This window comes from Oceanobacillus piezotolerans, from assembly GCF_003665065.1.
Taxonomy (GTDB): domain Bacteria; phylum Bacillota; class Bacilli; order Bacillales; family Amphibacillaceae; genus Oceanobacillus; species Oceanobacillus piezotolerans.
Genome location: NZ_RCHR01000002.1, coordinates 25,805 through 39,739, shown reverse-complemented (window position 1 = coordinate 39,739; position 13,935 = coordinate 25,805). Strand labels below are relative to the sequence as shown.

Genomic DNA, 13,935 nt, shown 5'->3' with positions numbered 1-13,935 from the left:
AGGTAAAAACAAGTCTTATACTTTTTTACCTGCCAATAAAGTACCATATTGTAAAAATAAAGACAAATTTAACGCAGAAAGTGTCATTTTGTAAATGTAAATAGTTTCATAATAAAAAGAAATTGTTTATAATAAAGTATATTGGTTTGTACATACTATGCTTAAAATGCAAATCAATTAAATAGTACGGGAAGGATGACGCAAAATGAAAACACAAACATTTACTATTACAGCTGAATCAGGAGTACATGCTAGACCAGCTACTCTATTAGTAAATAGAGCAGGACAATTCCAATCTGATGTCCATATCAAATATAAAGACAAAAATGTAAACCTAAAATCCATTATGGGTGTTATGTCACTTGGTATTCCTAAAGGAGCAGAGATTGAAATTTCTGCAGATGGCAGTGATGAAGCGGATGCAATTGAAGCTTTATCAGAAGTAATTAAAGAACACCTTGGTGAATAATAGAGGAGCTAGAGAAAATCTAGCTCTTTTTTTATTTTATAGGATTGCTCCGCTTATAGGTGGTAATACTTTGACTTATATTCCTTTTCTTCTAAATCATTTAACGTCTTAAGTGACTTTTGATTATAAGCAGTTTTTTCTTGTAATAGCTTTGTTTTATAATTGTCTACTGCTTGTATTAATGACTCCCCATAACTTGGTATATCTTCTGTATATGGCCGAACAGCCGCTTTTTTGACATTCATTTTCTCTTTAGGATATAGGGCTTTTCGTTGATGAAAGAATACATTTTCTACCTTCCCAGGGTTGTGGATATCTCCTTGCATTGGATGCTTAATGACTGCTAACACTTCTATTAAGTAGTTTCTATTTCGGTCCTCTATTACCTTTCCAATATAGGTACCAGAATGATAATGTGCAATTACTATTTCTCCAACATTTACTTCAGCCAATTTTATCACCTCTCATTTCGTTTCTACTTATCATTTTGCCAGTAAATAGTTATTTTTGCGAATGTTTTAAATGTAGTAGGACTGCATAAGGTGTTTAGATATTTAGAAATTTATCAATGTAAGAAGTGAATTTCTCATAATACAATTCCAATTCTATAAAAGATTCGCTATATTATGTTTGGTTTGTAAATAGATTTTGTTATAATGGTAGTGGGAAGGAAGTGATCTTTAAATGTCTTATTTATATATGCCGTTTTTATATTTTCCAACTGACAAGTCTGAGTATATACCAGCAGCAATTTCTTTAGTCGTATTCATGACACTTGCAGTTTTAGCTATGTATTTTATGTATAAAAAGTCGAAAAAAGATGAGGAATCCTTTAACAAACAATACGAGGATAGAATTAAGAATGCTGAAAAATTAAAAGAATCACATGATTAAACTCCTTCATTTGAAGGTTTTTTTATTGCACTTGAACAATTGCGCCGCTCAGGGATAGTTTGATGATGCTATTCCAGATCTTAGGTATATGTTGTTCTACTATCGTCTATACTGGTAAAAAAACGCTGTGGAGGATTATAAAGATGCGTTTCATTTTACTAAGTATATCATTAATAACTCTTGCTGCATGCCAAGGAGAGAACGATACGAATAGAACGGTGGACATGTATAATACTTCAGGAGATATGGTCGGTACTGTAGAATTAGCTGACTCATCTGACGGTGTTAATGTAAAGATTAAATTAGAAGGCTTGGAGCCTGGGTTTCATGGGATACATGTACATGAATTTCCGAAGTGTGAGCCCCCTAGTTTTGAAAGTGCTGGCAATCATTTCAATCCAGATGGAAGTGAGCATGGTTTAATGCATCCAAAAGGAGCGCATCTTGGTGATTTACCTAATATTGAGGCGGACGGTGGAGGATTAGTTGACGCTGAATTAATGCTTCCTGGAGCAACTTTACTGGATGGAAAGAATTCCTTGTTAAGAGGCGATGGGACATCTATTGTCGTACACGAAGTACAAGATGATGGTGTCAGCCAGCCTAGTGGGGAATCAGGAGCTCGTATTTTATGCGGAGAGCTCAAAGCTAATTCAGAAGAGAATAAGGGAGAATCTCCTACCAATCCAACTGAGAATAACAAGGAATTAAAAGAATAAGGGAAAAGCCATTCAGCGATGAACGCTGCATGGCTGACATGGTAAATTAATTATTGGCTGTTGACAGCCTGAATAATCCGGTTTACTCCTTCTTCTAACGTAGCTCTTGGACATGCAATATTCATTCGCATGAATAATGCACCTTCTTCACCATAATCGATACCGGCATTTAATCCAACCTTTGCTTCATGGATCATAAACTCTTTTAATTCTTTACTATCTAATCCAAGCGAACTGCAATCAATCCATACAAGATAAGTTCCTTCTGAACGAATGACCTTTAGGGTCGTGTGGGCTTCTAACATTTCTGTAACATAGTTTTTATGGCTGTTAAGGACTGTGATTAGCTCTTCTAACCATGGTTCCCCATGTGTATAAGCGGCTTCTAGAGCAGTGTTTGCCATTGTGTTTAAACCATTTGGATGATATCCCTGTTCCGTCATTTGTGCTTTGAACTTATTTCGTTTTTCATTGTTTGGTGTGATAATATATGATACTTCTAACCCTGCAAGATTGAAGGTTTTAGAAGGAGCCATAAAGGTAAGACTTTGATCTGCAATTTCATCTGATAAAGAAGCGATTGGAATATGCTTTTCTCCTGGAAACACTAAGTCCGCATGAATTTCATCAGATAGAATCACAACACCGTATTTCAAACACAATCTGGCCATCTCTTGTAACTCTTCTTTCTTCCATACACGACCAACAGGATTGTGTGGAGAGCATAAAATAAATGCCTTGACTCCTGATTTTAATTTTTCCTCGAAGTCTTCAAAATCAATCTGGTAATAATCCTTTTCTCTTACTAAAGAATTGATAACAACTTCTCTATTATGTGCTTTAATTACCCTATAAAACGGAGTATAGACAGGAGATTGAATTAACACCTTATCACCTGGTTCCGTGAATGCTTGTACAGCCATATGTAAACTATTTACTACCCCAGGACTGAAAGATAGCCATTCTGCATTTATTTGCCAATCGTGCCTTCTGCTGATCCAATTAATAACAGATCCTTTCACATCCTGGTCAATTGCTGTATAGCCGTAAATGCCGTGCTCTGCCCGTTTAATCAATGCATCATTTACTTCCTGTGGAGCTCTGAAATCCATATCGGCCACCCACATCGGAAGCACTTCCGTCGATTGAAAAACATCATGAATCATGTCCCATTTCATGGAGCGTGTATTCTTTCTATCATGAACTTCATCAAAGATGCTCATTTTATACCCCCTCTAATGTTAATATGACTAATTATAACAGAAATCAGCAAGCAGAATACATAAAAACGGTTAGTATTATTCCATTCAAGTTATGTTGTATAGTGAATACGTCAAATACGCCAATCAAGTGCAGCAACACATGCAGACGTGCTGGAGCCACCTATGAACTAGTCTTTTAGATAAGCATTTTATTTAAAGCCTTAAAACCTGTCGTTTTAAGTTTGCCGATAGCGTAGCATAAAAAAGCAAAAAAAAGCAAAGCGTTAAATTAGCGCTTTGCATACAGGGGGAATACGAGAAAGTCTTACGTTAATAAGTATACCCGACATATTTCCTTTTAAACCTGATTTAAGATATTTTTATTTAATTCTTATAAACGTTTTTCTAATTCTTCTTTTTCTTTTTCAAATCCTGGTTTACCAAGTAATGCAAACATATTTTTCTTATAAGCTTCTACACCAGGTTGATCAAATGGATTTACACCTAATAAATAGCCGCTCATTCCACAAGCTTTCTCAAAGAAATAAACAAGATAGCCGAATGTGTAGGCATCCAGTTTCGGTACCTCTACGACTAAGTTGGGAACATCTCCATCTGTGTGGGCAAGCAGTGTTCCTTGGAATGCTTTATCATTAATTTCATGAATCGTTTTTCCAGCCAAGTAATTTAAACCATCTGAATTATTATCTTCAGCTTCTAGCGTTAACTCTTTCTTTGATTGATTGACGTGAAGCACAGTTTCAAAGATGTTACGGCGACCTTCTTGAATATATTGACCTAATGAATGAAGGTCAGTTGTAAAGTTAGCTGAAGAGGGATAAAGAGCTTTTTGATCCTTCCCTTCACTTTCACCAAATAATTGTTTCCACCACTCAGCAAAGTATTGTAGGCTTGGCTCATAATTGATTAAAAGCTCTGTTACTTTACCTTTCGCATATAAAACATTACGAACAGCCGCATATTGATATGCCGCATTTTTTGCAAGAGATGGTTCAGCAAAGTCATGCATCGCATCTTTTGCACCTTGCATAATATCATCCGTTGCTATACCACTTACCGCGATAGGAAGAAGACCTACTGCAGTTAGAACGGAGTAACGCCCACCAACATCATCTGGGATTACGAATGTTTCATAACCAGCTTCATCAGCAGATGTTTTTAATGCACCTTTTTCTTTGTCAGTAGTCGCATAAATACGTTTTACAGCTTCTTCCATGCCATATTTTTCTTCTAAGTATTTTTTAAAGATGCGGAATGCAACTGCAGGTTCTGTTGTAGTACCACTTTTTGAAATAACATTGATTGAGAAATCCTTATCTTTTAGAACATCAAATAATTCACTCATATAAGTAGAGCTTAAATGATGACCTACAAAAATGATTTGAGGAGCGTTTCTCTCTTCTTTAGTAAGCAGATTTTGGAAAGAATGGTTAAGCATTTCCAATGCTGCACGTGCGCCTAAGTATGAACCACCGATTCCAATAACCAGTAGAATATCAGAATCATTACGAATTTTGTCAGCTGCTTTTTTAATGCGAGCATATTCTTCTTTATCAAAGTTTTCAGGTAGGTCTACCCAACCAAGGTAGTCGCTTCCAGCACCTGTTTTATTATGTAACATATGATGAGCTGCCTCAACAAATGGAGATAAATTGTCTACTTCTTGTTGGTTAAAGAAAGTAAGAGCTTTATCATATTTAAATGAAACGTGAGTCATTTTTATCCTCCTCTGATTCTTCCTTGTTTTACAGATTAATACAACCTTACTTTACCCAAATAAAGATATTAAATCAAGAATGAGTATGATTCTTTAGCAAGTAATTTGTATAAGTGTAGACTTGGCAATTCACCGAATGTTTTCGAGTTTTTGAGTATTTTTTATCACGGGTTACCATGTGTACAGACGTTTAAATGAGCTAGGTATAAGAAAAAAGCATACACTGCGAGTGTATGCAATCATTCGTTCTTATTTTTTGAATGAACCGCGGTCAGAAGACTGATCAATCCATTCTTGTAGTTTGTCCTTCAACGTATTAAAACCAGATGCATCCGCTTCTTGTTTAGGTGCGCTTGGTGCTTTCTTAGGAGCAGCTGCTTTCTTCGGTGCTTCCTCTGTAGCACGAATAGAAAGGGAAACTTTTCCTTTTTCATCGTCAACGTTTAAGACTTTAACTTTTACTTCCTCTCCTACAGTTAGATGATCGTTAATATCTTTTACAAATCCGTGCGTAATTTCAGAAATATGAACTAATCCTTGAGTTTCTTCGTCTAGAGCAACGAATGCTCCATAGGGTTGTATACCGGTAACTTTTCCGTCAAGTACTTGGCCGGCCTCAAATTTATTTGCCATGATGAACATCTCCTATTCGATTCTTTTCACACAATAAATTATTTTAACATACTATATATAATCACGCAAAATTTAATTTACCAATCTATTAAGGATAGGAGAATGTCATCCGGCTTTAGATGTTGGTTTTTTTTTGGATGAATCACGTATTCTCCATCGCGAACATAACCTAATAGAAGTTGTCCTTGGCTCATTAAAAGAAGGGAAGCATCTTTAAAGGTTGAATTCTCTAATTCTGCTGGCAGCTTCATATGAGAGAATTGTTTTTGCTTCAGAATATGAAGAATATCCTCAAAAGGTGTAGCCGTTCTCATATGAGATAACTCATGAAAAAACAATGTACTTAGAAAATCATTTGGCCGAATAATCGTATTTGCTCCTGCCCTGATAGCGTTTTCTATTTGTATTTTTGTAAAAATCTCCGCAACAATAAAGACATCCTGATTATTTCCTCGAATAGCTAATGTAGCGAGAATAGTCCATGTATCTGCTAGTTTTTCTAACTTGGACGTGTCCCCAGTTATTAATACTTTTTGTGCCATTCTAATGTTGGCCATGGAGAGTATATCGTCTTCAGTAGCATCTCCTTTAATAAAATGAATAGGATATTCATTATAGGAAACACGATCTAGAGTACGGTCAATAAGCACAATTTGCAGTGCAGGGAATTTTTCTATATAGTGCTCAATAAGCTGACGAGTTCGTTCGTTCCATCCTATAATTATAAAATGATTTATTCCTCTATAAGGAATTTTCCCCTGTTCTAAATTTTGCTCTCTTTGAATTGTTGCCGCTGAGATGGTGGATATATAAAAAGCAATTATCCCTCCTCCAGATAGAATTAGAGCAATAGCAACAATTCTTCCTGTAGTCGTTAAGGGGACATAATCTCCATAGCCGACCGTTGCGGCTGTCACAAATGCCCACCAGATTCCATCAAATATGGTGGGGAATTGGATTGGTTCAACGTAGTGAATCAGTATTCCGAAAGCGGTCATCAGTATTAATACAGATGTTAGAAGTTTTATGAGAATTGGTAAGCGAAAATATAGGTTTTTTAAAAGTTTGACAGTCATTCTCTCACCTGGCAGGGATTATTATACCTTTTAGTATGCTCCAAGCAATATTAAACTTATACATGAAAAGAGCTGGGACAACAATCTCGTCCCAGCTCCTTTCATATATATAATTTGAAGTAAGACCTTTCACTTTTTGATTGGTCCTATTTTAACACCTGATTTTGAAAACCGTTGTTAACTTAATTTTTTATTGGTAAGCCTTTTGTAAAGCAGATTTGATGCTTTGGTAGACGAAGCTCCAAAAATTAACATTCTGTTGGAATTCCTTCTGCATCCCTGCATATAATTCGTTGGCTTTTTCTTGATAATCAGCCGCATCTTTAGGTGGGAGGGAGGAACGGGTTTCATCGACAAATCTCTGAACTTCTGAAGCACGCGGTCCCCATTTCGCTACTTCTTCCCCTTCTTCGTTAATAAAAATAAATATAGGAATTGATCTTGCTGTGCCATTTGTTAAGTATTGGTCCATTAATTCTAGGTTTTGGTCACGTAATAACATGCGTACTTCCATATCTATTTTCTCAGCGAAGTTTAATAAGATAGGAATATTAAGCATTGCATCACCACACCAATCCTCAGTCAAAACGATAGCACGGATGTTTTTGTCTTTCATATTCTCAAAGAATGCTTCATCATTTGGGAGTTGGAAAGATTGTTTAATATGTAGTAATCCCTCTTTGTTCTTTTCCATCGCGTTAATATAATCATTAGCAGAAATACCCTTCTCAAACCACTGATTTAAACTCATATACATGCTCCTCATCATTTTCTTCTTATTGTAAGCGTTATTCCTTTTGCCGTAAAATAAAGTGCTCTATCTTCTGTTTATCTATTCAAGTACTTAGATAAAACAGAATAATAGTTCTATATTACCACTCTTCACCCTATGGATGCCTTATATAATGAATCATTTTATCTGCAAAACTTACATTTCTTAATGTATAAAGACCTATTTTTTCTTTTTGCTAGAAAAAATAGATTTAAAGGCCTGTACTTAAGTAGTTATATGTAATGGTTTTTTGTTGCGTACTTTCTTTTAAGCAGTTGATATAAGATGTTGATTAATTGTTGATTAACTTTTTTCAGAATAGTGCTGAGAACCGCTCCGGAAATACACTACGCTTTCCGCGAGCGCTGTTGAGCCTCCTCGAGACTATCGTCTCTGTGGGGTCTCAACTAGGCTTTTCATCCCGCAGGAGTCTCCGTGTATTTCCTCCGCTAAGTTGCGCTATTAATCTTTAAACAAAATATAGAGGAAACACCGCCTACTATACAGGAAGTGATTGTAGCGGAGGGCAGTCGACTCCTGCGGGAAAAGCAACAAGCGAAGACCCCGCAGGAAGCGTAAAGGAACAAAGGCTAAGAACGCCACGTCCTGTGGCAACGCCTTTATGACCAACATCCTGTTGGCCCGAGGCTGAGACGTTGCCCGCGGAAAGCGTACTGCCCGGAGCGGAAATCACGAGCGCATATTTCTCATGTGTTTCCATACTCTACATATTTTTGCAAGATATACTGAATTAAACTAATCAGAAGTTTATCTAAAAAACTAAGCATAAACAGCAATATATAAATGTCCCACTACATAGTTTAACTTCATCGTCCAGTCTAATTACCTATGAACTAAAATAGGAAAAAATAATTACAAATAATCATTTTTGAATATTCGGAAAATTACAGACAAGAAACGACATCTATTCACTATCTATTCTATTATACTTGCAATAACTTCATTGGGCTTACTTAGTAGAAAACTAGAGGAGGGTAGGGTCCATTCGTCATTCTTTTTAAAAATGAGGGGAGGAATTTGGTTGAAAAGAAAGAGAAAGTCAGGAGCTAAATGGTTTAGTCTCATCACTACTGTCATTATGATTTTGACATTAGTTATTCCGTCATTAGCATTTGCCGAATCGAATAAAGTAAGCGAGGCTTTATTTGATTCTAAAAAAACTGCTGAAACAAAAGTTGCCAAGAGTCTTAAAGAACAATTTAGTAAGGAAGAAAAAGTAACGTTTTTAGTCAAATTTAGCGAAAAAGCAGATGCATTAAAGATTGCAAATGAAGCAAAAGAAAATGCTGCAAAGGCAAACTTATCAGCCGTGTCGCAAAAATATGCACAAAGGTCTGCGGTGATTTCTGAATTGAAAGCTACTTCGCTTCAGACACAGTCAAATGTAAAATCATTTTTGGAAGAAGAGGTTGAAAAAGGAAATGTTGATTCCTTTCACTCTTATTTTGTAGTAAATGGTATGGCCGTTACGGCAACTAAAGAAATTGCTGAGAAAATAGCAACATTCTCAGAAGTAGAGAAAATTTTGCCAAATGAAAAGCGTCAATTATTTAAGACGGAAGCTAAAGAAGCTCCTAAAGCAGATAAGCAGAGTGTCGAATGGAATGTGGATCGCATTAATGCTCCCGATGTTTGGGGAATGGGGGTTGATGGGACTGGAGTAGTTGTCGCAAATATTGATACTGGTGTTGAGTGGGACCACCCAGCATTAATCGAAAAATACGCAGGTTATAATGCAGCAACAGGTGAAGTGGACCATACGTACAGTTTCTTTGATCCAGTAAATGGGGAAACAGAACCGTACGATATAGACGGTCACGGGACACATACAATGGGAACAATGGTTGGCAGTGAGGATAATGGCTCCAACCAAATCGGAGTAGCTCCTGGCGCGAAATGGATTGCGGTTCAGGCATTTACTTCAAACGGAGCCTACGATAGTGATTTACTAGAGGCAGCTGAATGGATAATGGCTCCTGGTGGAGACGCAACAAAAGCTCCAGACGTCGTTAATAACTCTTGGGGAGGGGGTTCAGGGCTTGATGAGTGGTATCGCGATATGGTAATAGCTTGGAGAGCGGCGGATATTTTCCCTGCATTTGCTGCTGGAAATACTACGCTGTCTAATCCTGGTGGACCAGGTTCAGTAGCGGCTCCATCAAATTATCCGGAATCTTTTGCAGTAGGTGCAACAGATAGCAGTGATAATTTAGCCAGTTTTTCACTACAGGGTCCATCTCCTTATGATGAGATTAAACCTGATGTCTCAGCTCCTGGGGTGGGTATTCGGTCAGCGGTTCCAGGTGGTGGATATTCCAATTACAGTGGAACTTCGATGGCAACACCAGCTTTAGCAGGTGTTGTAGCACTGCTGGAATCTGCTAACAGTAACTTAAATGTAGATGACATAGAGGAAATTCTATTAAGTACTGCTGTAGCTAGAACTGATAGAACATTCCCTGAGTCTCCTAATCATGGGTATGGACATGGATTAGTAGATGCGTTTGCGGCGGTTTCTACTGTTGCCTCAGGAATGGGGACAGTTCAAGGTCAAGTTACGGTGGAAGGAGAAGATGCAGAAGCTCCTACGTATGAACACTCAGCACCTTTAGAGACCTTCGAAGGGATGGATTTGAATTTAGCAATCCAAGTAAATGATAATATTAGCATTACTTCTGTAGCCTTACAGCATGGTGAAGAAACGATTGAAGCAGCTCGTACTTCTGGAGATTATAAATCTGGAGAATACGTAGTGACTGTTCCTGGAGAAGCAATTACAGGTGACTCGTTTACGTATCAGTGGATTATCAATGATTTTGGTAATAACCAAGTTACGAGTGAGGAGTACGTGATAACTGTTCAACCAGGTATTTCAGTTGGATATTTCACAGACTTTGAAACCGAACCGGCTGGATGGACTGCAACAGGGGAGAACAATTCCTGGGAACGAGGTATCCCAACTTCAGGTCCAGGTAATGCTGCTTCTGGAGAATATGTCTATGCGACGAATCCAGCAGGACAGTATAGCAATAATGAGAATTCAACCCTAGTAATGCCACCAATAGATTTACCTGAAGGAGAAAACTATCTTCAATTTAAACATTGGTATAATTTAGAGCGGAACTGGGATTTTGGACACGTTTTCATTTCAACAGACATGGAAAATTGGACACAATTGCTTCGAATCACTAACACAAATAACAATTGGGAAAGTGTTGAAATAGATTTGTCTGATTTTGCGGGTGAGCGTGTTTATATTGGATTTAACTTAGATACAGATGGAAGTGTATTACGAGATGGCTGGTATATTGATGATGTTGCTTTATCTGATACAACTTTAGGGCTTGAAGAAGCACCAAGTTCTCAGTTCGAAGTTGTAAAGGATAAGGAAAACAAGAAAGATGGAGACCCTGTTGATCCATCTAAAATCACACCAAGCTTGGAAAAAGTAGGTGGTGCACAATCTGATGAACGTGGTTCAGCCATTCATCCAAGTTTACTTCCTTTAGGAGCAGAGGTAACGGTATTAGAAAGCGGACGTTCTGTTACTACCAATCCTGCTAATGGCAGCTATTCCTTTGTTCATCCAGCCGGTGATTTAACATTAAATGCCAGTGCTTATGGTTACCATTCATCAGAACAGGAAGTTACACTAGGCGAGGATGAAACAGCAACAGCGAACTTTACATTAGAGGAATTACCAAAGGCGACAATCACTGGAGCAGTTACAAGCGCAAGCTCTGGTGAGCCGATTGAAGGGGCAACACTGCTTCTAGTGGAAGATGCAAATGTAAACCCAGTAGAAACGAGTGAAAATGGTAGTTATGAACTTACTGCCTATGAAGGAACATATACATTAAAAGTAATTGCAAAGGACTTCCACAGCAAAGAGCTTGAGGTCACTCTTAATGAAAACCAGGAGCTTCATATTGAATTAGAGCCATATTTCACTTATCCAGGTGGGGAAATTGGCTATGATGATGGCACAGCAGAAAATGCACGTGCATATTATGATGCAGGAAATAAATGGGCAGTAAAAATGTCGTTACCCCAAGGACAAGAATCTGCTGTTGTAACAGATGGAGTTTTCCAGTTTCACGGTACAGACTGGCCAAATCCTGGTGGAACTGAGTTTGCAGTAGAAGTATGGGATGCAAGTGGAACAAACGGCACACCTTTTGAAAAGCTTGCCGGACCTGTTGATGCTGAGGCGATTCGCAGCTTAGACGAATGGACAGTGGTTGATTTGCGTGAGCATAATATCCAAGTAGAAGGAGATTTCTATATGGTATATGTTCAAACTGGTGTAAATCCGAATGTACCAGGTCTTGCTACAGATGAAAATGGACCGAATGCGAAACGCAGCTATCAGGAAGTTGGTGGCGCATGGGCAACCTCTCCTGCTGCTGAAGGAAACTATATGATTCGTGCTCGAATTGCTTATGCTGTAGAAACTGCTGAAATCAAAACTCCTGCTTCTGATTCTATTACAAATGAAGCGGAAGTAACAGTGGAAGGTACTGCCTCGCCAACAACTACTGTAGCCCTATTAAACAACGGGGAAGAGGTAGATAGAGTAGAGATTGGGGAAGATGGCAGTTTTGCTGTTCCAACTACTCTAGCAGAAGGAGAAAACGTCTTTACAGCAGTTACCTATTCAAATGGGGAAGAAGTAAATACTTCTGAACCTGTAACTGTTACTTTAGATACGGAAGCGCCTGGTCTTACAATAGATTCCCCAGCAAGCGGCGATAAGCTAAACCGGGAAACAGTTACGGTTGAAGGTTCTGTTGAAGATGCGAATCTTGATACTATTAAAGTAAATGGATCCTCTGCTACAGTAACAGATGGTGCTTATTCAAAACGGATTATCCTTGATGAGGGTGAAAATATGATTGAGGTTGTTGCTGCAGACAGAGCTGGGAATGTATCAACCGAAACTGTTACAGTTTCTGCAGACTATACAGCACCAGTTGTTGAAAACCTAACTCCTACCGAAGATATGGAAGTACAAGCTGGTGAGACGGTAGTCATTGAGTTTGATAGTGAAGCAGACTTAAATGCTACGTTCTCGATCTTTATGCCATTAACTAATATTAGTACACAAAATGCCATTGAATTACCGATGATGGAAACTTCTGATGGTCACTATATTGGTTACTGGACAGCCCCAAGTAATCTGGTTGCGGATGGTGCTGTGGTGGAAGTAAAGGTTAAAGATATTTTCGGAAACGAAACACGTCAGAAAGCTGAAGGTAAGATTACCATCACTAAAGACGATGGTAAAGGAAAAGGAAAAGGCAAGGGTAAAGGGAATGGAAAAGGTAATAGCTAATGTCTCTATGTAGTTAACAAAGGTACAGAGGAGCAATTTTCCTCTGTACCTATATTGCATAAATAAAAAATATGAAGCAAAGGGCTTTTCAAAAAGATACATATGATATATAATATCTTTAATTAAATAAATAATTGATTCTAATCTTCGGGGCAGGGTGTAATTCCCGACCGGCGGTATAGTCCGCGACCTGTTATACTACCGTATAATGGCTGATCTGGTGAAATTCCAGGACCGACAGTTAAAGTCTGGATGAGAGAAGATGTCGAGCCTGATTTTGGTACAGTGTACCTTTATTTTGCTTATGAACATATCTATCTCACCCTGAAGCTTCTATCTAGCTTCAGGGTTTTATATTTTCATAAGCATGTTGTATCAGAGCAAGGCTTCTCCTTCACGACAAGAGAAGAATCAATATATTAGAAGGAGGAAATGACATTGCAAAATTCTAGTGTGCAGTCATCAAAATTATTAAGATTGGTTATATTAGCATTACTTGGTAGTATTTCATTGGTATTATTTTTCTTGAATTTTCCACTACCTGCTTTACCGGCTTATCTGAAAATAGATTTTAGTGAAGTACCGGCATTAATGGCATCACTTATTTTTTCTCCAATAGCAGGAGTAATCGTGATAGCAATTAAAAACTTATTATATCTAGCAGTATCAGGTGCAGGGGATCCGATTGGCGTATTTGCCAACTTCCTAGCGGGAGTTATGTTTGTTGTTCCTGTATCCATTATTTATCATAAATTTAACAAAGGTGTGAAGAGCGTTGTAACAGGCTTGTTAACAGGTACTGTAATTATGGCGCTAGGAATGAGTCTATTAAACTATTTCTTCCTGCTCCCGGCATATAGCTGGTTTATGGGCTGGGAAATGACTCCAGAAGTAATGTGGGTATCCGTTATTGCAGGGGTCCTTCCATTTAATGTCATCAAAGGAATTATTGTCGGAATACTATTTGTCCTTATCTTTATAAAAATGCGCAGCTGGATTGAACAAAAACAAACGAAAGCTGTATAATATTAAGCCAACCACCAATTGATATGGTGGTTGGTTTTTTAGTTTGGTAG

Annotated in this window: 11 protein-coding genes and 1 riboswitch; of the genes, 5 read left to right on the top strand and 6 right to left on the bottom strand. The window is 37.9% G+C overall.

The window, feature by feature from the left end; genetic code table 11:
• The first annotated feature begins 205 nt into the window (after positions 1-205).
• A complete protein-coding gene (locus D8M04_RS04575; protein ID WP_121521737.1) occupies positions 206-469 on the top strand; it encodes a phosphocarrier protein HPr in 264 nt (87 codons plus the stop codon).
• 53 nt (positions 470-522) lie between these two features.
• Here D8M04_RS04575 and kapB read toward each other — a convergent pair whose 3' ends face one another.
• Complete coding sequence (gene kapB, locus D8M04_RS04570) at positions 523-921, bottom strand: kinase-associated lipoprotein KapB (RefSeq protein ID WP_121521736.1); 399 nt, start codon at positions 919-921, stop codon at positions 523-525.
• 232 nt (positions 922-1,153) lie between these two features.
• Here kapB and D8M04_RS04565 point away from each other — a divergent pair, with 232 nt between their 5' ends.
• A complete protein-coding gene (locus D8M04_RS04565; RefSeq protein WP_121521735.1) occupies positions 1,154-1,363 on the top strand; it encodes a hypothetical protein in 210 nt (69 codons plus the stop codon).
• A 143-nt stretch (positions 1,364-1,506) separates the two neighbouring features.
• Positions 1,507-2,082, top strand: a complete 576-nt coding sequence (locus D8M04_RS04560) for a superoxide dismutase family protein (RefSeq protein ID WP_121521734.1) — start codon at positions 1,507-1,509, stop codon at positions 2,080-2,082.
• A 50-nt stretch (positions 2,083-2,132) separates the two neighbouring features.
• Here the strand turns inward: D8M04_RS04560 and D8M04_RS04555 are convergent, their stop codons facing one another.
• The 5 genes from D8M04_RS04555 to D8M04_RS04535 form a co-directional block, all read right to left on the bottom strand.
• The gene (locus D8M04_RS04555) at positions 2,133-3,305 is read right to left on the bottom strand and encodes a MalY/PatB family protein (protein ID WP_121521733.1); all 1,173 of its coding nucleotides are present in this window, start codon (positions 3,303-3,305) and stop codon (positions 2,133-2,135) included.
• A gap of 370 nt (positions 3,306-3,675) precedes the next feature.
• A complete protein-coding gene (locus tag D8M04_RS04550; RefSeq protein WP_121521732.1) occupies positions 3,676-5,022 on the bottom strand; it encodes a glucose-6-phosphate isomerase in 1,347 nt (448 codons plus the stop codon).
• Positions 5,023-5,271: 249 nt separating this feature from the next.
• Positions 5,272-5,655: a S1 domain-containing post-transcriptional regulator GSP13 gene (yugI, locus tag D8M04_RS04545; protein WP_121521731.1), complete on the bottom strand. Its 384-nt coding sequence runs from the start codon at positions 5,653-5,655 to the stop codon at positions 5,272-5,274.
• Positions 5,656-5,732: 77 nt separating this feature from the next.
• The gene (locus tag D8M04_RS04540; RefSeq protein WP_121521730.1) at positions 5,733-6,731 is read right to left on the bottom strand and encodes a potassium channel family protein; all 999 of its coding nucleotides are present in this window, start codon (positions 6,729-6,731) and stop codon (positions 5,733-5,735) included.
• A gap of 190 nt (positions 6,732-6,921) precedes the next feature.
• A complete protein-coding gene (locus tag D8M04_RS04535; RefSeq protein ID WP_121521729.1) occupies positions 6,922-7,482 on the bottom strand; it encodes a thioredoxin family protein in 561 nt (186 codons plus the stop codon).
• A gap of 1,120 nt (positions 7,483-8,602) precedes the next feature.
• Here D8M04_RS04535 and D8M04_RS04530 point away from each other — a divergent pair.
• Both D8M04_RS04530 and D8M04_RS04525 read left to right on the top strand, forming a co-directional pair.
• Entirely contained in the window at positions 8,603-12,859 is a 4,257-nt protein-coding gene (locus D8M04_RS04530; RefSeq protein WP_425464005.1) for a S8 family serine peptidase, read from the top strand.
• Positions 12,860-12,998: 139 nt separating this feature from the next.
• Positions 12,999-13,127: riboswitch (FMN riboswitch) on the top strand.
• A gap of 170 nt (positions 13,128-13,297) precedes the next feature.
• Entirely contained in the window at positions 13,298-13,885 is a 588-nt protein-coding gene (locus D8M04_RS04525) for an ECF transporter S component (protein WP_246001120.1), read from the top strand.
• Positions 13,886-13,935 lie beyond the last annotated feature (50 nt).